Origin of the sequence: Acinetobacter sp. NIPH 2100, from assembly GCF_000369805.1 — a bacterium.
In the GTDB taxonomy this organism is placed as follows: Bacteria; Pseudomonadota; Gammaproteobacteria; order Pseudomonadales; family Moraxellaceae; genus Acinetobacter.
Genome location: NZ_KB850224.1, coordinates 2,874,048 through 2,895,732 on the forward strand (window position 1 = coordinate 2,874,048; position 21,685 = coordinate 2,895,732).

General features: G+C 40.9%; 18 protein-coding genes. 13 read left to right on the forward strand and 5 right to left on the reverse strand.

Annotated features, from left to right (window positions below):
• Nucleotides 1-201: 201 nt before the first annotated feature.
• Both F887_RS04710 and F887_RS04705 read right to left on the reverse strand, forming a co-directional pair.
• Nucleotides 202-1,578 carry a heavy metal sensor histidine kinase gene (locus F887_RS04710; protein WP_005296030.1) on the reverse strand — a complete coding sequence of 459 codons (1,377 nt, stop codon included), beginning with the start codon at nt 1,576-1,578 and terminating at the stop codon, nt 202-204.
• The gene (locus F887_RS04705; RefSeq protein WP_005296033.1) at nt 1,562-2,245 is read right to left on the reverse strand and encodes a heavy metal response regulator transcription factor; all 684 of its coding nucleotides are present in this window, start codon (nt 2,243-2,245) and stop codon (nt 1,562-1,564) included. The genes F887_RS04710 and F887_RS04705 overlap by 17 nt, the downstream gene beginning before the upstream one ends.
• Nucleotides 2,246-2,395: 150 nt before the next feature.
• On the opposite strand from F887_RS04705, the gene F887_RS04700 reads away from it, so the two are divergent.
• Together F887_RS04700 and uraH are read left to right on the forward strand one after the other, a co-directional pair.
• Complete coding sequence (locus F887_RS04700; protein WP_005296035.1) at nt 2,396-3,088, forward strand: outer membrane protein; 693 nt, start codon at nt 2,396-2,398, stop codon at nt 3,086-3,088.
• Nucleotides 3,089-3,205: 117 nt separating this feature from the next.
• A complete protein-coding gene (gene uraH, locus F887_RS04695) occupies nt 3,206-3,607 on the forward strand; it encodes a hydroxyisourate hydrolase (protein WP_005296037.1) in 402 nt (133 codons plus the stop codon).
• 36 nt (nt 3,608-3,643) lie between these two features.
• Here the strand turns inward: uraH and F887_RS04690 are convergent, their stop codons facing one another.
• A complete protein-coding gene (locus F887_RS04690) occupies nt 3,644-5,347 on the reverse strand; it encodes a M61 family metallopeptidase (RefSeq protein ID WP_005296040.1) in 1,704 nt (567 codons plus the stop codon).
• A 170-nt stretch (nt 5,348-5,517) separates the two neighbouring features.
• Between F887_RS04690 and F887_RS04685 the strand changes: the two genes are divergently transcribed.
• The 9 genes from F887_RS04685 to F887_RS04645 all read left to right on the forward strand — a co-directional run bounded on the left by F887_RS04685 (nt 5,518) and on the right by F887_RS04645 (nt 16,189).
• The gene (locus F887_RS04685; protein WP_005296044.1) at nt 5,518-6,837 is read left to right on the forward strand and encodes a D-alanyl-D-alanine carboxypeptidase PBP6B; all 1,320 of its coding nucleotides are present in this window, start codon (nt 5,518-5,520) and stop codon (nt 6,835-6,837) included.
• A gap of 95 nt (nt 6,838-6,932) precedes the next feature.
• Nucleotides 6,933-8,219 carry an NAD(P)/FAD-dependent oxidoreductase gene (locus F887_RS04680; protein ID WP_005296046.1) on the forward strand — a complete coding sequence of 429 codons (1,287 nt, stop codon included), beginning with the start codon at nt 6,933-6,935 and terminating at the stop codon, nt 8,217-8,219.
• A 125-nt stretch (nt 8,220-8,344) separates the two neighbouring features.
• Nucleotides 8,345-8,827: an FKBP-type peptidyl-prolyl cis-trans isomerase gene (locus F887_RS04675; protein ID WP_004801387.1), complete on the forward strand. Its 483-nt coding sequence runs from the start codon at nt 8,345-8,347 to the stop codon at nt 8,825-8,827.
• A 119-nt stretch (nt 8,828-8,946) separates the two neighbouring features.
• Nucleotides 8,947-10,386 carry a cryptochrome/photolyase family protein gene (locus F887_RS04670; protein ID WP_005296048.1) on the forward strand — a complete coding sequence of 480 codons (1,440 nt, stop codon included), beginning with the start codon at nt 8,947-8,949 and terminating at the stop codon, nt 10,384-10,386.
• Nucleotides 10,387-10,572: 186 nt separating this feature from the next.
• A complete protein-coding gene (locus F887_RS04665) occupies nt 10,573-11,322 on the forward strand; it encodes a hypothetical protein (RefSeq protein WP_005296051.1) in 750 nt (249 codons plus the stop codon).
• Nucleotides 11,322-12,227: a hypothetical protein gene (locus tag F887_RS04660; protein WP_005296053.1), complete on the forward strand. Its 906-nt coding sequence runs from the start codon at nt 11,322-11,324 to the stop codon at nt 12,225-12,227. Before F887_RS04665 ends, F887_RS04660 begins: the two co-directional genes overlap by 1 nt.
• On the forward strand, nt 12,214-13,464 hold the full coding sequence (locus F887_RS04655; protein ID WP_005296056.1) for a glycosyltransferase family 2 protein: 1,251 nt from the start codon (nt 12,214-12,216) through the stop codon (nt 13,462-13,464). The genes F887_RS04660 and F887_RS04655 overlap by 14 nt, the downstream gene beginning before the upstream one ends.
• On the forward strand, nt 13,465-15,312 hold the full coding sequence (locus tag F887_RS04650) for a hypothetical protein (protein WP_005296058.1): 1,848 nt from the start codon (nt 13,465-13,467) through the stop codon (nt 15,310-15,312).
• Complete coding sequence (locus tag F887_RS04645; RefSeq protein WP_005296061.1) at nt 15,290-16,189, forward strand: alpha-amylase family protein; 900 nt, start codon at nt 15,290-15,292, stop codon at nt 16,187-16,189. Before F887_RS04650 ends, F887_RS04645 begins: the two co-directional genes overlap by 23 nt.
• Here the strand turns inward: F887_RS04645 and F887_RS04640 are convergent.
• A complete protein-coding gene (locus F887_RS04640; protein ID WP_005296064.1) occupies nt 16,186-17,400 on the reverse strand; it encodes a tetratricopeptide repeat protein in 1,215 nt (404 codons plus the stop codon). The genes F887_RS04645 and F887_RS04640 overlap by 4 nt on opposite strands.
• 230 nt (nt 17,401-17,630) lie before the next feature.
• On the opposite strand from F887_RS04640, the gene F887_RS04635 reads away from it, so the two are divergent.
• Nucleotides 17,631-18,332: a VIT1/CCC1 transporter family protein gene (locus tag F887_RS04635; protein WP_005296065.1), complete on the forward strand. Its 702-nt coding sequence runs from the start codon at nt 17,631-17,633 to the stop codon at nt 18,330-18,332.
• Nucleotides 18,333-18,451: 119 nt separating this feature from the next.
• Nucleotides 18,452-19,495, forward strand: a complete 1,044-nt coding sequence (locus tag F887_RS04630; protein ID WP_005296068.1) for an NAD(P)H-dependent flavin oxidoreductase — start codon at nt 18,452-18,454, stop codon at nt 19,493-19,495.
• Nucleotides 19,496-19,545: 50 nt separating this feature from the next.
• Here F887_RS04630 and ppk1 read toward each other — a convergent pair whose 3' ends face one another.
• The gene (gene ppk1 / locus F887_RS04625) at nt 19,546-21,624 is read right to left on the reverse strand and encodes a polyphosphate kinase 1 (protein WP_005296072.1); all 2,079 of its coding nucleotides are present in this window, start codon (nt 21,622-21,624) and stop codon (nt 19,546-19,548) included.
• Nucleotides 21,625-21,685: the final 61 nt, after the last annotated feature.

A 21,685-nucleotide genomic window follows, 5' to 3' on the forward strand; every position in this document is an offset into this window, starting at 1 on the left:
GATAACGACATTTCGCTAAAAAATACTACAAAATGATATAATAGTAACATTCAGTTGTGTATATATGCGGCCAAGTTTCGTCTTTTCAAATACAAACCGTTACCATCTTTAAATGAACCCACTGAATTGATCATTTAGCAAACAAATACACAAATTGCTAAATATCGCGTCCTATTTTGACAGAGCTTGATGAAGAATTCGTTAATTCTTTAGTGGTAAGATCAATTTAAACGCCACACCGTCAGTTCGATTTTCAACCTTAGCGAAACCAGCATGTAACTGCATAATCGAGTTCACAATAGCTAAGCCTAAACCACCTGTTTGTGCTTTTTGATGTCGACTTTCATCGACCTGATAAAATCGGTCAAATAAGTAAGGCAAATGCTTTTCATCAATATACACACCTGCTGTCACAATCGTAATCACACAATTTGAATCACATCGACCAGCATCTACTCTAATCACGCCACCTGTTTGACCATGCAAAATGGCATTACTGATTAAATTCGCAATCGCACGTTGGATTAATGCTTCATTCGCCATGATATTCAGATCATCAACTACATCAAGTTTGAGTGTCATCTGACGTTCTTCAACCAAACAATCAAAATAGTCACCAATATTTATAATCAGATGTTTGAGATTGAATGCGTTTTTATCAACTCCCTGATGCGCATGCTCGGTACGTGCAATAAACAACATACTCTCGATCATTTTGGTCAGTCGTTCATACTCTTCTAAATGCGAATAGAGTAAATTCTCGAGTTCTTCTGTTGTACGCGGTTGGGACAGTAAAATCTGCGTTTGTCCCATTAAGTTATTCAGCGGTGTCCTTAATTCATGTGCGATATCTTCTGAAAACTGCGCCAGCTTCTGATAATCCTGCTGAATTTTATCTAGCATTTCATTCATCGCATGGCTCAACTGCTGAACCTCAATATTACTAGATTCAACTTCAATACGATGATTCAGTTTTTGCACGTTGATTTTACTGGTCTCTACAATCAAAGTGCGCATGGAACGGAACAAATAATGCCCTACCATAAACCCTAGAAGACTAGACAACAAAATACCTAGACCACTATAAAATAAGACTTTCCAAAAATATTGACTCAGTATTTGATTCGCTCCGTCCCATTGTTGCCCTGCAATCAATTGATATTGTTTATGATCATATGAAATGGATTGGAATGCGAAGCGTGTGGTCGGATGCTCAATAGTATTATTACGATATTGAATTTTATTTGAATAATTTAGCTCAGGAATTTTGATTTGTAATGGATTAATCCTGATGAGATCTTGTGTTGACTCTTTGACAATAAAAATACTGTCTTCATGCCCCACCATATTTTCATAAAGCTTTGGGTATTTCCCTAATATCTGAACAGTATGTGCATCGGTCAAAAAAACTTCCATTCGTTTGATCCGAGCAGCTAAGGCTTTATCTTGCTGGGTATAGACCATTTCACGAAAATTTTGATAGGACAAACCGCCAATACTGATAAAAACAACACAAGAAATCAGACTAAAAGCCAAACTCAGGCGCGAAGCCAAAGACAATTTACCCATGATGTTCATCTTTTAAATCGACCTTATAGCCAATACCACGCACGGTATATATCAACTTGGGAACAAAGTGATCATCAATTTTTGCTCTCAAACGGCGTATCGCCACATCGACCACATTGGTATCCGTATCAAAATTAATATTCCAAACCATTGAAGCAATTTGAGTGCGAGTCAGTACTTCTCCACGATGCTGAATCAATAATTGCAACAGCACAAACTCTTTGGCTGTTAAATCAATCTTGATTTCGGCTCGATGAACTTCCCGACTCAGCCGATTCAAGCGCAAATTCGCGATTTGATAAATCTCTTTTTCAACCGTTGGCACACGACGTAATAAACTTTTAATTCGTGCCAATAATTCGACATATGAAAAGGGCTTAACCAGATAGTCATCTGCACCAAGCTCTAATCCTTTCACCCGATCCAGCACATGATCCTTTGCCGTCAGCATCAGCACAGGGATTTTTGAAAAAGTCCGTAGCGTTTGTAAGACTTGCCAACCATCCAGTTGCGGCAGCATGACATCCAAAATCAGTAAATCAAATGCCTCTCGTTGCAAGCATGACAATGCTTCTATGCCATCTTTTGCAACGGCACAGGTATAGCCTGACTCGTGTAATCCTTTCGCTAGAAACTGTGCGATTTTGGATTCATCTTCAACAATTAAAATATGCATCCCACATTTTAACCCTGTTTATCCATTGCCAAGATTACAAATCGGTAATCCAATTGTCATCACGCCAAGATTTTTTTCTTTCTACCATGTTCTGAGGAAATAAAGATTTTTATCACTAAACATTCATCTACTGTTTTTGGAAAATTGAATATGGACAAGCTCCTCACCCGTTTCGTGGTTTCATCTGTTTTACTGACTACTGTATCCCTAAGTTATGCTCAGGACGTAAATGATGCAGGTTATTATATCTCTGCAAAAGTTGCTGCTGCTCAACTCAAAGCTGACAATATGGAAACCAGCTTACGTCCTGGTATTGGCCAATTTGTTGCAGGTAAAGATCAAAAAGATCGAACCAACGCTTCACTCGGTTTTGGCTATGATTTTGGTAATGGCTGGCGTACTGAAGGTGAGTATACCTTTAAAAATAACGCTGAATTTACCAGCGGTTCAACCAATTTTCCAACCAGCCTCAACCATCATAAAGTCGATACACAGCGTTTAATGTTGAATGCTTATCGTGATTTTGAAGTCATCAACAATGTAGCGGTATATGGCAATGTCGGTTTAGGTATTGCCCGCACCGAATCTTCTGGCTGGCAAGGTAATTCCTCTCGCCAATACATTTCAAACACCGAAACCCAACTGGTGTATAGCATTGGTGCAGGGGCCAGTTATAAAGCAATCGACAACCTTAACCTTGATTTGGGCTACCGTTATGTAGACTTGGGTAAAGCAGATAGCGGGTTAAATAACTTCACCAATGCACGTAACTTACAAGATGAGCAAATGAAAGCACATCTCTACTCAAGCGAGTTCTATCTCGGTGCAAGATATTCATTTTAAAATTTTAAAGCACTGATTAGCATTTTTTTCACTCTTATCCCATGCCCATGTATTGTCCTCACAACAACTGACGGCAATACAGACGAAAACATTGATCAACAAAGATAGAATATTGCTATGTATAAAAATCTATTCGCCATCGCCGCACTATCGGCTTCAAGCAGCTTATTTGCAGCAACAAACCCATTAAGTGTGCATGTTCTCAACCAGCAAAATGGTCTACCTGCTGCTGATGTCACCGTTGTTCTCGAGGCGCAACAAAAAAACCAATGGATAGAAATTAATCAGGCCAAAACTGATCAGAATGGAAGAATTACTGCACTTTATCCGACGCAACAACAATTAAAGTCGGGTGTTTATAAAGTGACTTTTAAAACAGGTGATTGGTATAAAGCCCGAAAGCAAAGTAGTTTTTTTCCTGAAGTTCCGGTTATTTTTGAAGTTGATGGAACCTTGCCACACTATCACATTCCCTTACTGCTCAGTCCCTATGGTTATTCGACTTATCGAGGCAGCTAATAAAAAGGACGCTCATAGCGTCCTTTTTATCAAGTTCTAACCCTTCAACCAGCGGTCAACTTTATGTTGATCTTCAACTTTGAGTTCAACTGTTGTGAGTGAGTTCTCACCCGCTTGCAGTTCAAATTGTAAAAACTCATCGCGGCGGAAAGCATAAACCGTAAAGCTGCCTTGTTGCTTTGCATACTTCGCTAAAAGTTTTTCTGATGCTTTGATGCCATCAATCGCGACAATCACATCATTGGCCGATAAGCCTGCTTGAGCTGCAGCACTGTCACGACGAAGCTGCTGTACTACCACACCTTCAGCTTTATCAACCACTTTTAAGCCGAATGGTAAAGCCTTGTCATCTTTGCTGCTATAACTTAAACCAAACTCAGGGAATAATTGATCCAGTGGTAACTCATCTGTAGTGTTGATCAAATGATTGATTTGCTCAATCCAGTTATCACCTGTCAATTCATTACATAATTCAAAAATAGTCCGATCGTTGACCTGAATACCATTTTGGGTATTTTCATATAAACGGCGCATTAATGCATCTAAATTAGAACCACGTAAGCGCAAGCCCAAGTCTAGACAGAGTGCCACCAAACTGCCTTTGTTATAGTAACTCGTTCCCGCATTATTTGAGTTTTCATCCTGACGATAGAATTTAATCCATGCATCAAAACTAGACTCAGAAACAGATTGAATCAAACGTCCTGGATTTTGTAGATAACGATCAATTTGCGCTTTTAGGAGATCCAAATAAGACTTCTGTGAAATCACGCCACTACGCAATAAAATCAAATCATCGTAATAAGACGTAAAGCCTTCAAAAATCCACAGTAAGCTGGTGTAGGCTTCTTTATGCAAATCATAATTGGCAAAATTTTCAGGACGAATAAATTTCACCAACCATGAGTGAAAATATTCATGGCTGCATAGACCCAAGAAACGTTGATAGTCTTTAGATGGTTCTTCTGCTTCATTGGCTTGCGGTAAATCATCACGCGGTGTAATTAAACTGGTGCTATTACAGTGCTCTAAACCACCATAACTATTGCCAGTTGCCATAGTCATAAAGGTATAGTTTTGAAATGGTGCTGAACCAAACATGTCAATTTCAGTTTGGCAAATCTTTTTAATGTCTGCCTCTAAACGAGCTAAATTGGTGGTGTGCTTGCCAGAAATCACAAACTCATGCGCAATCCGATTGGCTTCAAAACTAAAACGACTTTGATCTGCCAATTCAAACGGACTATCAATCAGTTGGTCATAGTTTTCTGCTTTTAAGGTAAAACGCCCCTTCACTAAGCTTTTTGATGGCAAACCTGTCGCTATTTGGAAATGTTTTAATTCATCAGGTAGGAATAGTTCAAGTTCACATGCGGCTTGTTCTTGATCTACCAGTCCTAAACACACACAGGCAGGGTTAACATATAAACGTGTCTGATCGACATAGGCACCCCGTACGGACAAATCATAGGCATACACATCATATTCAACCGTAATCAGTTCATGATCGGTATTGAATAAACGCCAACGATTTTTTTCTGTTTTTTTAATAGTCAGTAATCGCCCTGCTTCATCAGATGCTTTCACCGACTCGATATGCTTTGAGAACTCTCGAATCAAATAACTACCTGGAATCCAAGTAGGCAACCAAAGTTCTTGATTGGGATTTGCAAGAAAACGAAGTGTGACATGAATCAGATGCTGGCGATAATCGTCGAACTCAATTTGGTAGTGCAACATAATTTTTAATCATGAAAATAGGAACAATTTCACACAGCTTAGCATTTTTTTACAAAGTCATGCGTAGATGTCGTAATTGTCGGCAAAAGTTGCTGGATTCTTCAACAAAAAAGTCATAGCATTCTTGTCTCGCATTCTAGGCCATCGGATCGGCAATACAAGGTATTCACGTGAAATTTCTCCTCTCCCTCTTTACGTTGTTTAGTCTCGTTTGTGCAAACCTTGCACATGCAAATTTACTCAACATTGCACCCGAAACAGTTGAAGCTCAAGCATGGTCGGTGATTGATGCCCAATCAGGACAAATCATTGCAGAACACAACAGTCATGTTCAACGCGCGCCAGCCTCTTTAACCAAAATGATGGTGGCTTATATCGCCTTAAAAGAAATTGAAGCGGGTAAATTGCATAAAGCAGACGTACTGACCGCAACACCAGTGGTCAGCACAGTGATGTGGGATGAGTCACAGATGTACCTAAAAGCAGGTGAGCAGATTTCTGTTGATCAGCTGTTAGCAGGTCTGATCGTCATGTCTGCCAATGATGCAGCAGTCACTCTTGCTGAAAAAATCTCAGGCAGTGTGCCGCAGTTCGTTGCACGTATGAACCAAGAAGCACAAGCACTTGGCATGAAAGATACGCATTTCAGCAACCCTGCTGGTATCACCATGACAGATCACTACTCAACCGCAGCAGATCTCAGCTTACTTGCCAAAGCAATCGTGAAAGAAACACCTGAATATTTGTATTATTCAAAAATGCCAAGCTTTAGTTATAACCAACGCTTCCATCACGCCACTAACCTTGCATTAAAAATGGACCCAACAGCGGATGGTCTAAAAACGGGTTATACCAAAGCAGCAGGTTATAATCTTGCGTTAACAGCAGAGCGTCCGACGTTTAACCCGCATGTTGAAAAACGCCGTTTAATTGTGGTGGTGTTAGGTACACCAAGCGCGGTAAAACGTGCTGAAGTGGCGCATAAGTTAATGAACTTGGCTTATACCTATACCCGCGACGAAGAAGTGATTCCTAAGCAACGATTGATTGCAGAACTTCCTGTGGTTAAATCGACATTGAAAATGTTTAAAGTTGAAACACAGCAGCCAACCATTGTAACCACTTCCTTATATGGTCAAACTGCACCGATTGATTTGAATACTTTTGACTTACTGTCTCAACGTATTCATCTGATTGATGCAAACCAACAAGTCAGCACGGTTGAGCCGCTTCAAACCACCAATACACGTATCAATATTGAGCTCAATGAACAGCATTTGACTGCCCCTTTAACCCAAGTGATGAACTTGGCAACAGTGTCAATCTATCAAAACAATCAATTGATTCGTAGCTTGCAGATCGAAAACGATGTGCAAATTGAAGAAGCCAATATTTTCCAGAAAATTATGATTTGGTTTTCCAACCTATTTTCATTCTTCTCCACCAATGACACAAAGAACCCAAAACTTTACCCTTTAAATCAAGGATAAAAAAAACCTACTTTTTTTATAAAGATTAACCATACATGATCGAAAAAAGGATGGCATAATCCTGCCATCCTTTCACAAAAATAATTAGGTTAATCATGAGCAACACCTTACATCATATCGTGATTGTGGGCGGTGGCGCAGGTGGTTTAGAACTTGCGACACAACTAGGTGAAAATTTTGGTAGACGAAAGAAAGCCCGAATAACCCTAGTCGATCAAAACCTCACGCACATATGGAAACCTCTCCTGCATGAAATCGCTGCAGGCTCACTCAATCCTCACGAAGAACAAACCAATTATTTTGCTCACGCAGAAAAACATCATTTTGAGTTCGTGCTTGGCACCTTAATCGATGTCAATAAAGATCAAAAACAAATCATACTTTCTCCCCCACAACTTTCAAAAGAACACACCCCACTGACCCAAAGTCTCAACTACGACACACTTGTGCTGGCGGTCGGTTCAGTCTCCAATGACTTTGGTACAGAAGGTGTACGCGAACATTGCCATTTCCTTGATAGCCGCAAACAGGCTGACATCTTCCAACAAGATTTGTTCCATCTTTATATCGAAGCACAAAACCAGCCAACCGAACGTGCGTTAAATATTGGTATCGTAGGTGCGGGTGCAACAGGTGTTGAGCTGGCGGCAGAACTAATTGAAACCACGAAAAACTTTTATCGTTATGGTTTAAAGAAAATTGATCCGAAGCAGGTCAAAATCACCCTCATTGAAGCCTCTGATCGCATTCTCCCTGCGCTGACAGAAAAAACGGCTGCACACAGTGCTAAACAACTCAAGAAAATGGGGATTGAGATTCTGACTCAGCACAAAGTACAAAAAGTCGATGAATCAAATGTCTATTTTAGTAATGGCAGTGTCTTGCACTCCGATATTACCGTTTGGGCAGCAGGTGTAAAAGCACCGAAAGTTTTAGAATCATTCACTGATTTTAAACGTGACAAGATCAATCGATTAATGGTGTATGCAACACTACAAACCTACTCTGACCCAAATGTCTTTGCCTTTGGTGACTGTGCCAATTGCCAATTAGATGCGCGTCAGCCGCCTCTAGGCCCACGTGCACAAGTCGCGAGTCAGCAAGCAACATTTCTGGTTGATGCAATGGCAGCTCGTTTGTCGGGCTCTCCTCAACCAATGTTCAGCTTTAGTGAGAAAGGCTCACTGGTGTCATTAAGCCATAATCAAGCTGTGGGAGAGTTGTTGGGCGATGTTAGCGTACAAGGCTTTATTGCAAAAACCATGTATGTATCGTTATACCGATTGCATCAAGCCAATATTCACGGTTATACCCAAGCCGGTATGCTGACCATGAAAGATTTTCTGACACGTCGTGTCCGTCCAAAAATTAAACTGTATTGAGTTGAAATTTGATATTTCGTCTCAATATTTAACTAAATCGTTTCAAAAAGTGGAAAATAGTCAACAAAATCTATTTTTCACTTTATGATATACAGCTAAAACTATTGATGACATGGATTCAAAACATGACTGCTATTGCACTTAACCACGTGGTTTCATTCCACTACACTTTAACAAACGCTGAGGGTGAAACACTTGATCAATCTCAAGGTGAACCACTTGCATATTTGCACGGCGCAGGCAACATCATTCCTGGTTTAGAAAATGCACTTACAGGTAAAACTGTTGGTGAAAAATTCACTGTAAACGTTCCAGCTGCTGAAGGTTATGGCGAATACAACCCAGACCTCGTTCAAGAAGTTCCAGCTCAAATGTTCCAAGGTGTGGACAACATCCAACCTGGTATGCAATTCCAAGCTCAAACTGATGACGGTGTTCAAATCGTTACTGTTAAAGCGATTGAAGGTGACAACATCATCGTTGATGCAAACTTCCCACTTGCTGGCCAAGATCTTACTTTTGAAGTAGAAATCGTTGAAATCCGTGATGCTTCTCAAGAAGAATTAGATCACGGTCACGTTCATGGTGCAGGTGGTCACCACCACTAATTCACTTTTGAATTAGATGAAAAAAGCAAAGCTTCGGCTTTGCTTTTTTATTGCCAAGTACTTTTCCAAACTCAGAAAATCGCTTAACGTTGTCTAACTCTCGATTATAATCCTCAGCTATGTCTCACCCCTCTCAACTGATTTGGTTTCGCCAAGATCTAAGAATCCATGATCATGCAGCACTTTGGCATGCGACTCAGGCTGGGCCCACCATCGCACTTGTCATTTTGTCTCCTGCACAGTGGCAGCAACACGACGATGCAGCGATTAAAATCGAATTTTATCTACGTCAATTACAACAGCTCAAACAGCAACTTGCAGACCTGAATATTCCCTTACTGATTCAAACGATTCCACTATGGAAAGATATCCCTGATTTTTTTTCACATTTAATCCAACAACTTAATATTGAAAATGTGTATGCCAATATTGAACTTGGCATCAATGAACTAAAACGCGATCAGACCGTACAGCAGCAACTCAATCAGCATAAAAAACAATTAATTCTTTTGCATGATCGAACGTTATTTCCTGTGGCCTCTATCCGCAATCAATCCAACTCACCCTATCGAGTTTTTGGTGCATTTAAGAAAACCTGCTATCAACGCTTACAGCATGCTTTACCGCAATGTTACCCCTCTCCCTCAAAGCAACAACCACTCTTACTCGATCTGCCCTGCTTTCAACAAAATGACATTCAAGAATTACAACGCGACTATATAAAACAAATCCAACAGACCAATTTTTCCGAATGGCACGTTGGAGAAGCATATGCACTCGCGCTTTTGGACCAATTTATTGATGAACGGTTGACTGACTATAAAACAGCACGGGACTTACCTGCTGTATCTGGGACCAGTCACCTTTCCGCCTATTTAAATATTGGTATTATTTCAGTCCGTCAATGTCTGCAAGCACTATTTAGGCAACAACAAGGACATTTTGAGATTCAATCCGAAGGCCAACAAACTTGGTTGGATGAGCTTCTTTGGCGTGAATTTTATCAACATATCCTGTTTGACTTCCCCAAGGTTTCAAAACATCAACCTTTCCAAACTACCACCGAAAACATCTGTTGGCGCGATGACCCAATCGCATTACACCAATGGCAACAAGGACAAACGGGCATTCCAATCATTGATGCGGGTATGCGCCAACTCTTGGCCACTGGTTGGATGCACAATCGGGTACGTATGATCTGTGCCATGTTTTTAAGTAAAAATCTGCTTATTGACTGGCGAAAAGGTGAACAGTGGTTTATGCAAAACCTGATTGATGGTGACTTGGCTGCCAATAATGGTGGTTGGCAATGGTGTGCATCGACTGGCACGGATGCTGTACCGTATTTCCGTGTGTTTAATCCGACAACGCAATCACAAAAGTTTGATCCCGAAGGTGAATATATCCGTAAATGGGTGCCTGAACTGGCCCATCTTGATAATAAAATGATTCATGAACCTTATGCCAAAAATCAACCTTTAGCACTGGATTATCCTGAGCCAATGATTGATCTAAAGGCCAGTCGCCTACGTGCCATTGAAGCATTCAAATCGAACTAAACAAGCTTACAAAAATTAAATAAACGTCTGAAATAAGCTACTTTTTATTCTTTTGAAATACAGACTATACTGTATGTTACTGTTTATAAAATTATTTTACAAAGTAACAAACAGAAAAGCTATCGTAATAATCGTAAAATAATGCTACCTTGATCACAAAAGACATTTATTAAAACTAAAATTATTATGCAAAAAAATCCAGCACCAGCACTCGTCTTGTGGATTATTTCCGCTCAAGTTTTTATGGGCATTGTCGCGTATGAATGGCTGCCAGCCAGTTATCGCGGTAGTTGGGTATTTCTGCTCATTCTGTTAATTTCTGGCGCTTTTTTAAATGTCGGCATGGCCTTGCTGCTTGGCTTGGTTACATTTGTCGGCGTTGCAGTCTATTTCTTTCTCGATTTGGCCAATCAAACCTATGTCGAACGACAACTGCTGTTATTGTTTGTGCTGCCAATTACTCCAATTTTTTTAAGTGCAATACGTCATAATATTCAAAATGCCTTAAAAAGCTTCCGTGCCATTCAAAGTTATGATCGTAACTATCAGCACGATATTCTGCCACTCACTGCCTTGGCACATTTCCAAGGCGAATTAAAAAAGCTATTGCAGCTCACCCACAAAGATCACTATAAAATCATTACCACGCATATCAATAATACCGTGCTGATTCGTGAAATGCTGGGTGAAGATATCTGGAAAGAAACTCAAAATAAAATTATGACGATTCTCTCTACTGAAAGAGACAGCGTGATTTACCACTTTATTAATGAAGAACTTAGTGAAATTAAAAGTATTGTGATTCATGAACCCAGCAGTGAAGAAAATCAAATCTATCCACGCTTCATTCAAGACTTACAAGAACTCACCGTACTCAAACTGCAGATTGAACAACACACCGAATACTTAACCTCTCCAAGCAGAGAGGTACGCTAATGTCTGTTCTACTCAATATCTGTGGTGTTCTAGTCGCGACAAGTAACATTCCAGATACCACCATGCAGCAATTTTATCAGCAGTACTATCACTGCAAGATTGAAACCGCACGTATAGAGGCTGCTGCTCAAACCCAAACGCCGCAAACCGTAGCTCAACTTTTTCCACAGCCTGCGACTTGGTGGCCAGTGTTTACCTCCGATCAACTGGACTCCGACAGCTTTAAGCAATTGATTGCACAAGGAATCAAACCTGGCGTGATTCTGCCGAATGAATATTTCAGTGCAGTTAAATATTATAAAATTAAAAAAGCCGTCAATGAGGGGGCTATTCCTGTCGCCTTCTATCAAATGGCTCATGCAAAATATTTTGCGGCCAAAGCAACTTTTTCCACCGCCATTGGCTTACGTCCCTTAGCCGCATTGATTGAAACAGGCTGGGATGAAAACCTGATTGCTCAACCTGCTGGCAGCTATATTATTCAATCTGACAGCCCCAATGAGCTGCGTATCCCTGCCCGTCAAATTCAGCACCATCAACATTATTTCTATCAAGCGATTACCGATCCATCACAAACTTCAGGTTATCAAGTGGTAATTAACCCACCTGTCGGTATGCCCTTAAATACCATTGAGTATCCAAAACTCGGTATCTCATGGGATCTGAATCGCACCCAATTTACCAGCACCACAGATGGTGTTAAAACCAGTTTATTCGGCTATATTTTAATTGTGCTAAGCACCGTGGTGATCCCACTCGACTATATTTATTCAGCACATTATCCAAGTTTACTCAGTACTTTTGGCAGTTCAATTTCTTGGATTTCATTATTACTTGGCGGCGGATTACTCCTAATTTTGATCATTTCTATCATTCGCAGGAGAAGAATAAATGCCCGCAATTGATATTCTTTTCTTATTTGGTTTTCTGGGAATCTGGATTCCACAAGCCTTTTGGGCGTGGTTGAGTTTTCAGGCATGGAAGTATTCTAAAAATGCAGCCAAAGAACTGGAAAATATGCCTGTTCCTGAACAATGGCCTGTTCTCAGTGTCTTGATTCCCGCCTATAACGAAGGTGTAGTGATTGAAGATACCTTACATGCCATTGCTCAGCAGGACTATCCTGCACATGCCTATGAAGTTCTACTGATTAATGACGGCTCTAAAGACAATACTTTAGAAATTGCAGAACGCATGGCTGCCATTTATCCCTGCATCAAAATTGTCAATGTACCCAAAGGCATGGGCGGGAAAGGTAAATCACGTACTCTGAATAATGGTTTACCGCACGCCACGGGAGAATTGATTGTCGTCTATGATGCTGACAGTACCCCTGAACCCGACTGTGTCCGCCTATTGGCACAGACCTTGTTGGCGGATAAAAAACTCGTCGCGGTAAACGGTAAAGTTCGTACCCGTAACTGGCGTGACAGTATTTTGACCCGTTTTATTGCGATTGAATTTATTTTCTTCCAGTGGATTTTCCAAGGTGGCCGCTGGCAACGTTTTGAATTATCGACCTTAATGGGCACAAATTATGTGATCTGGCGCGATGCCTTAGAAACACTGGGGGGTTTTGATGAAAAGTCTTTGGTTGATGATACCGAGATGAGCTTTCGCATTTTCTTGGGCCAAAGACGGATTAAATGGGTGCCCTACGCAGTTGGTTGGCAACAAGATCCACCCTCTCTCAGTGTATTTGTAAAACAACGCTCACGCTGGACACAAGGGAATTTCTACGTCACCAGTAAATACTTGCCAATCGCACTTCGGAAACCTTTCCCGATCGGAATTGAAATTTTTAACAACATCATGTGCTATGTATTGTTTGTGCCTGCACTGATTTGGAGTCATGTCACCTTAACTTTAGGCTTACTGGGTATTGCAGGGATTACCGTTCCTGGTCCATTTACCCTACTCTGGGGCCTATCCTTCTGTTTATATGTCGCACAAATGTGGTTCACCTTATCTTTAGAAAGAGCCAAACCTCAACTATATTTCTTCGCGGTCTTATCTTACGTAACGTATTCACAAGTGTTCTTATTTATCGTGTTTAAAGCTGCATATGACATGCTCAAAAATAAGATCCAAGGAAATTCATTGCAGTGGTATAAAACTGAGCGTAGCAAGGAGAAAAAATAAATGAAAAATAACCCATTACATCATCATTTTCTAAAAGCAGTAGTTGCAAGTGTCGCTCTTTCCTTGCCCGTCTTTTCTGTGGCAGACACACTCAATACGTGGACGTTTGACAACATCAATACCTCCAATAAATATACCATTGAACCGCACTTCTTTTATGTGGGTAAAGGTTCTGAATGGCAGAATATCCGCTTTACCAGTGATTATTCCACCGAGCATTTCACGACTTTATTGGTCAAATTTGATGACAAGCTGATTTACAACACCACTTTAAACGGGGATGGTTCGTTAAGCTTTGATATTCCAGCCACCCAAAGTGGTTTCCATCGCCTAGACTTTATTTTGCAGCAGTACTCACCCAATACCTCACCTGCCGCTGACCGAACCACCTTCTGTAGTGAGGATGTCGATCAAGTCACCTATTTAAGCAATTCTAAAATTGACTACGTTCGATATAGACCGATTTATCGTTTAAAAGATTTGCCTGATGCTTTATTTAATCCACAGGTTGTCCGTCCGACGCCTTTTGTCGGTGTCTTAAAATACAACCCAGCAAACGTAAACGAAGCAAGCATGTTAGGACGTTTGATCAGTGCATGGGGTTCAGTCACACCTATCCAATGGTATGAACAAAATGCGCCAACAGAGCAAACACCAAACTTCTATATTGAAATTACAAAATCAGCAGCACCCTTACCCAAGGGCACTTTAGTCCAAATCAGTACGGCAAATGATATTCCGACCTTACAAATCCAATATGATCAGCCTGAGAAACTCGTTTCTGCGATCAATGGATTGCTCAATCCCAATTATTTACAACAATTAAATACCTCTGCGACCTTTCTTCCAAATAAACTTGCAACACCAAACTGGGCGAAGATCAAGCAAATTCATACCCTTGCCGACTTAGGCATTAGTGATTTCCGTTTGAACCAAGCTGAGAAAAATCTATTCTTAAATTTCCCTGCGGTTTGGCAACCCACTGATATTTTACAGGGGCAAATCGCACTTCGCGTACAAAGTGGTTTATTGGAAGGTTCCAACATTACCACGTGGATTGATGGTGGTTTTGCAGGCAGCTTAAAAACAGCCAATCTCGATTCAGATCCTGTTAACCGCCAGTTTAACTACTTTGGCAAGACTATTTCCAATAATACGACCTTTAACCTGAAACTTGAAAATTCAGTGATCGTAAATTCGCAGTGTTTGCCTACTGCGAAAGGTTCTCTCTGGATCGATACGCAAAAATCGACAGTGAAATTGCCACATAAATTGAAAAATGGTGTTGCGTCTTTATCAATGACCTTTGCAACACATCCAACCATTGCTATTGACAGCAATGCTGGTAGTTTGGAAATTGCGATGGTCATGAGTCAAGTGGCCAAGAAAATGCTAATGACCAATGATCCAATTCCCTTAAATCTGGTGAAATTAGATCCAAATAAACCTGAACTTCTCAATGTACAAGTGAATCCTAATATTTATCGCCAACAGGTTTTAATGCATCAAAATACCCTTTATGCACCTGCTGCTACCAATGGCTTTTTGGTCAGCTTCCATGATCAACGTTTTGATGTTATTACGGACTCAATGCAAGGCGCGCAAAATTTCACCAAACTTTGGGAGAAAATTCAACAAAATATCCCAAACAATGCCAGTAAGATTTTGGTCACAGAAAGCGGGCAAGTCTTTATTTTACAGAAGATTCTAGTCGGCAATCAAAAAGCACCTCTGGTTAAGCAATCATCATTCTTTATCTTGGTTGTTACGATCTCTGCTATCATGATTCTTGCAATTTTGCTCTGGTACTGGCGTAAACGACCTAATGCTAAAAATAAGGCTGAATAAATCAACAATATTTATTACGCTCGCCCTATCAACTCTCTTATTTTTAGGAGGTTGTATTCATCGGCTTAAAGCAGATGTACAACCTCCACAAATTGAAGGTATGTTTTGGCAACCTGATTTAGCCACTACTCCCCCTTCTGGAAATTGGGATCTACTCGGTGTTTCTACTTTTGTTCCGCAATGGTCTGTGGTGCAGTCCAAATCATGGTTCGACCATGAGATCGGATTACAAAAATGGGATAAAAACATCAACCTTCAGCAGCTTCAGCAAAAACCATGGGCCCAACATATTCTTTTAGGCTTGGCTGGAGAATATGATGAAAAATTAGCCCGTTCCAAAGTGTTGCAACTGGCTGAAAATTCTAAAAAAATCATCGACAATACTAAACTCATTCCACTCAAAGGTTATTATTTTCCTGTCGAGGCAGACCCAACATGGATCTGTGTAAATGATCTCGCCAAAGCCATTCGAACTTTACCCAAACCACTTTGGATCAGTATCTATAGCGGTGAACAAGCACCAGAACATTTAGATACTTGGTTAAAAAGCTGGTTACCTAGTCGTACAGGCGTATTCTTTCAGGATGGTGTAGGTGTCGGAACGCGCTCCCCACAACAAGCACGTATTGTACTTGAATATCTTCAAAAAGAATTTGGAAAAGATAATATTATCATTGTATTAGAAGCATTCCGCCCAGTGAAAGGCGGTAAGTTCCGCTCCGCCTATCCATGGGAAGTCATTGAACAGCTTAAAGCCTATGAAGGGCAAAAAGTGTATATCTTTGACGGCCCACACTATATGAACCGTATGACTGTTTACACTGTCGCGTTGTGGTACAAGCTGAGGTATGGAGCACATACCATTAAAGCTAGTTAGAAGCTCTTATAAAAAACCAGTTCAGTACGGGTGTTATTATAGTTTTCAGTTCCATCGGCTAAAGCATCTTTGAAATAATGCCCATATAGACGCTCAACTCGCAATTTCACTGGAATATAGTTAAATGGCTGCCAGGCAACACCAGCACCATATTCAAATAAATTATTGTAATTTTCGCCTTCTGAATCCGCTAAGGTGTGCAGTTTGCCATAGGCTTGTACTGTACCTACTTCACCACGATAAACATTAAAACCAGAACGCAATCTCAAATCGGCAATCACATTATAATCTTCACGCGAATAACTGGCGACATTGCCATACAAATCAGTAAAGTAATCATTCCATACTGTGCGTTGTTCTACAGCAGGATTGGCATACCACTCTTGATAGCCAGTGACCCCGCCCACCACACTTTCACGGAATTTATCACGATTACGATCGATCAAATCATAACTTCCACCCACTTCCAAATAGGCTCGAACAGGGATCGATTGCCATGGCTGATAGTTTGCCCCAATGCCGACAGTGACTGCATTTTCATCAATGATTTCGGGACGAACGCCACCTTTAGATTTGGTATCACGGTTTAGATTTACAAAGCCATAGACTTGCGCCCGTCCGTTATCCAAATTTTTCCCATAACGCATCTTCAATGGAAAAATGAAATCGTCATAACGTGACTCATATGACGGCGCAAAATAAACATCCTTAAAGGTGGATGGAACAGTTGGACCACTCAGGTTTTGCACGGCTTGTTGCGCTTTTTCAGCAATATCAGCATCCGATGATGTCGATAATCCTTTAAAAATAACTAAGGCTTCTTTATTCCTTTTCTGCTGATTTAGCAAATAGGCTTCTTGTAATTTCAATTGATCGTCTTGTGGAGCAAGCTGTTCAGCCTTGCGTACGCTTTGGAGCGCATCATTTTGTTTATTTAACCGAATCTGCAAATAAGTCAGACTTTTCCAGACCTTAATATCTTGGGGCGAGAGTTGGCCTAACTCAATCAAAATTTTCTCGGCCTGTTCAGGTTGGCTTTGTTCAATTTTATAAAACTTGTCCCAACGATCATAAATTGGATTACCTGGTTTATACGCGGCATCCCCTTCTTTGACAAAATCAGCTTCAGCACTGAAGGCATGTTGTACAGGTAAGATAAGACCCAACATTAATAGTGTATGACTCAGCAGCTTATTGTTCGAATTGTTCATCGCAGATCTCAACTAAAAATATCAACAATATGGGCCATAAAACGCCAATGTAACCCAAAGTTAAAGTGTTAAATTATTCACATATTATAACCAAATCATCGTTATGCTATCGTTAAAATAAGTTATTTTATAATAGATTAAGTTTATGAATCATCAATAGAATTTTACAAATAACCCATGATTCACTACGTTATAAATAATTAAATTCAACCGATTTTAAAGAGTACATTATGTCCTATTCCCAACATGCAGAACCGCATGTCATACAACGTTCAGGCTGGCTGCGTGCGGCTGTTTTGGGTGCCAATGATGGCATTATTTCTGTCACCAGTCTGATTATGGGGATGGCTGCAAGCGGTGCAAGCTCTCATACCCTGTTGATTACCTGTATTGCAGGACTTATTTCTGGTGCCACATCCATGGCGGCTGGCGAATACATTTCGGTCAAATCTCAAGAAGACATCGAAAAGTCTGATCTTCGATTTGAAGCCAGAGAACTGGAAAAAAATCCACATGCAGAGCTGAAAGAGCTGACACAAATTTATATTTCACGGGGTTTAAACCCTGAACTGGCGCATGAAGTTGCCAAACAACTAACCGAACACGATGCACTCGGCGCACATGCACGAGATGAGATTGGGATTCATGAAAATACCGCAGCCAATCCAGTTCAAGCCGCTTTATCCTCAGCAGCCTCCTTCTCTTGTGGTGCAGCCTTGCCGATGCTGGCAATTTTACTCACTCCAGATTCTTGGGTCGCACGTTCAGTACTCATTACTGGAGTCATTTCACTGGCTCTGCTTGGTGCATTATCCAGCTACTTTGCGCGCACCTCCATGCTCAAAGGCAGTTTACGCATTACCTTATGGGGCATGCTTGCGATGGCATTTTCGAGTTGGGTCGGCTCTCTATTTAATGTCACGCCATTATAGAAAGCTAATTTTTTTGATTTAAAAATAACCTCTATATTCAATAAGTAAATAGCGATTATTATTTGCAAGCCTTTTTGTTTTTACGTTAAGGTGATTAAAAATGGAATGAGTAAAGCATCATGTCAATTTTAGAATTATTAGAAATAAAACATCCGATTTTACTTGCACCGATGGCAGGCGTTTCAACGCCAGAACTTGCCGCTGAAGTTTCTAATCAAGGTGGCTTGGGCTCTTTGGGTCTCGGCGCAAATACACCAGAAGCAGCTAAAGTCCAAATCCTAAAAACTCAAGAACTCACCGACAAACCATTTCAAGTTAACTTTTTTTGCCATCAATCTGAACAACTTGACCCTGGAACAGCACAACACTGGATTGATTATATTCGCCCCCAATTTGAGAAATTTGGTGCAGCAGTACCGACTCAACTGAACTGCATTTATCCAAGTTTTTTAGACAATGATGACTTTCTGAATGTGGTTCTTGAAACAGCTCCCAAAGCGGTCAGTTTTCATTTTGGAATTCCACATCCGCATCAAATTCAAGCGCTAAAAGATGCAGGTATTATCACCATGGTATCTGCGACCAATCTGCTTGAAGCCCAAGCAATTGAAGCAGCAGGTATAGACATCATTATTGCCCAAGGAATTGAAGCAGGTGGACATCGTGGTATTTTCAATCAACATTTTGATGCTGCAATTAAAACCTTTGATCTCGTCCAGCTTATCACCCAACATTGCACACTGCCCGTGATTGCAGCTGGTGGCATCATGAATGGCGATCAAGCCAAAGCCGTACTCAAGTTAGGAGCTGCCGCAGTACAACTGGGTACCGCCTTTGTCCAATGTAAAAGTTCAAGTGTAAATGCCGCATACCGTAAAGCGTTATTTAGCCAAAACATTACTCAAATCAGCGCCAGTCTGTCCGGCCGACCAGCACGTGGTTTGCTTGGGACATGGCATACACAGATTGACTCACCGAATCGTCCTAAGGTCCCTGCTTACCCTTATACCTATGATTTGGCTAAACAACTCATGGCTGTTGCAAGCGCAAAGCAAGATTTTAGTTATGGAGCATTTTGGGCAGGCAGCAATGTCGGACAAATCAGAGAACTGGAAGCAGCCGATCTCGTAAACCAACTGGTGTTAGAAATCAAAAGTTATTAAATATTTTAAATCAAAAAACCGACCTATGCAGGTCGGTTTTTTGATTGATCTTATTTAATTGCTTCAAGCAAAGTATGTTGTGCATTGTGCGGAGCCTCGCCTGCTACAGGTCGCACACGATCCCACACACCGTCTCCCTGTAACAACCACGCTTGTTGATTATCTTTGAGATAATTTAATAAACCTTGTTGATAGATACGCTTTTTCAAAGCAGGGTCTTCAATCGGGAAACAGGCTTCAACACGGTTGAATAGATTACGATCCATCCAGTCTGCACTTGAACCATAAATACGTGGATTACCATTATTGCTGAAATAATAAACCCGTGTATGTTCCAAGAAACGCCCAACAATCGAACGCACGCGGATATTTTCAGATAGATGTGGCAAACCTGGACGTAAACAGCAAATCGAACGAATAATCAGGTCAACCTGCACACCTGCTTGCGATGCTTCATACAATTTATTGATTAACTGCACTTCAGTTAGCGCATTTACCTTAATGATAATTTGCGCAGGTTTACCTTCTTTGGCATTGGCAATTTCATCATCAATATAGTTAATGAGTTGTGCATGCAAAGTGAATGGTGCATGGAGTAGCTTTTTCGGCTTGGCCATTTTCCCCATACCCGTTAATTCTTGGAAAATACGGTGTACGTCTTCACAGAGATCTTTATCTGTGGTCATCAGACCATAATCGGTATAAATACGCGCATTGGTTGCATGATAGTTCCCTGTTCCCAAATGCACATAACGCACCAGTTTATTGTTTTCACGGCGAACCACCAGAATCATTTTGGCATGTGTCTTATAACCCACGATGCCATATACCACCACAGCACCCGCTTCTTGCAACACATTCGCCACTTCGATATTGGACTCTTCATCAAAACGTGCACGAAGCTCAATAACAGCCGTCACCTCTTTACCATTACGAGCAGCTTCGGCAAGTACCTGTACGATTTCCGAATCTGCCCCACTACGGTAAAGCGTTTGCTTAATTGCCAACACTTGTGGATCACGCGCAGCTTCACGCAACAACTGAATCACAGGTGCGAAGGATTCAAATGGATGGTGCAATAAAATGTCCTGTTTCTGCATCGCCGCAAAAATACTTTCAGACTTTTTAAATGCTTTTGGAATGACAGGTGTATGTGAGTCATAACGCAAATGCGGACGCTTAAAATTCGAGAGTAAGCGAGCCAAATTGACAGGACCATCAACACGATAAAGTTGCTCTTCGTTCAGATCAAACTCATCTAACAAATATTCATAGATATGCTTTGGACAGTTATGCGTTACTTCCAAACGGACTGCACGACCAAAACGACGTGAACTTAATTCACCTTTGAGTGCTTTGGCCAGATCCTCTACATCTTCATTCAGAGCCAAATCGGCATTGCGTGTGACACGGAATTGATAACAACCCGTTGCGGTCATTCCTGGGAACAGATCAGACACATGTTCATGAATAATCGCGGAGAGCATCACATGATGTTCTTTACCATCAGTGAGCTCATCAGGCAAACGTACTACACGCGGTAAAGAGCGTGGTGCAGGCACAACCGCAAGATCAATCTGACGGCCAAACGCATCCTTCCCTTCTAAAGTCACAATAAAGTTTAAGCTTTTGTTGACTAGGCGTGGGAATGGATGTGCAGGATCAAGGCTAATTGGAGTAAGTACAGGTGCGACTTGCTCTTGGAAATATTTTTTAATCCAAGCCGATTGTGCAGGGGTTAATTCTCCACGACGTAAGAAACAGATATCTTCTTCGCGCAGCTTCGGCAAGATTTGTTCATTTAGAATACGGTATTGACGCTCAATTGCAGCATGTGTGGTTTTTGAGATTTGATCTAAAACTTGTTTAGGCGTTAAACCATCTGGGGTACGACTTTCATTGTCTAAGGTCAGTTGCTCCATCACGCCGGCAACACGAATTTCAAAAAATTCATCTAAATTGCGTGAAAAAATCAGCAGGAAATTCATCCGTTCTAACAATGGGTGAAGTGGATCGACAGCCTGTTCCAGTACTCGAAGGTGGAAATCGAGAATTGAAAGTTCACGATTAATATAACGATCGTTGTAACTATATTCTATGGGCGCTGTTGTCGTCACTGCAGTATTCATACCGAACCTTGTCGCTTTATCATTCATCAAGTGATGATTTAAGTATGCTGCAAAATTATGT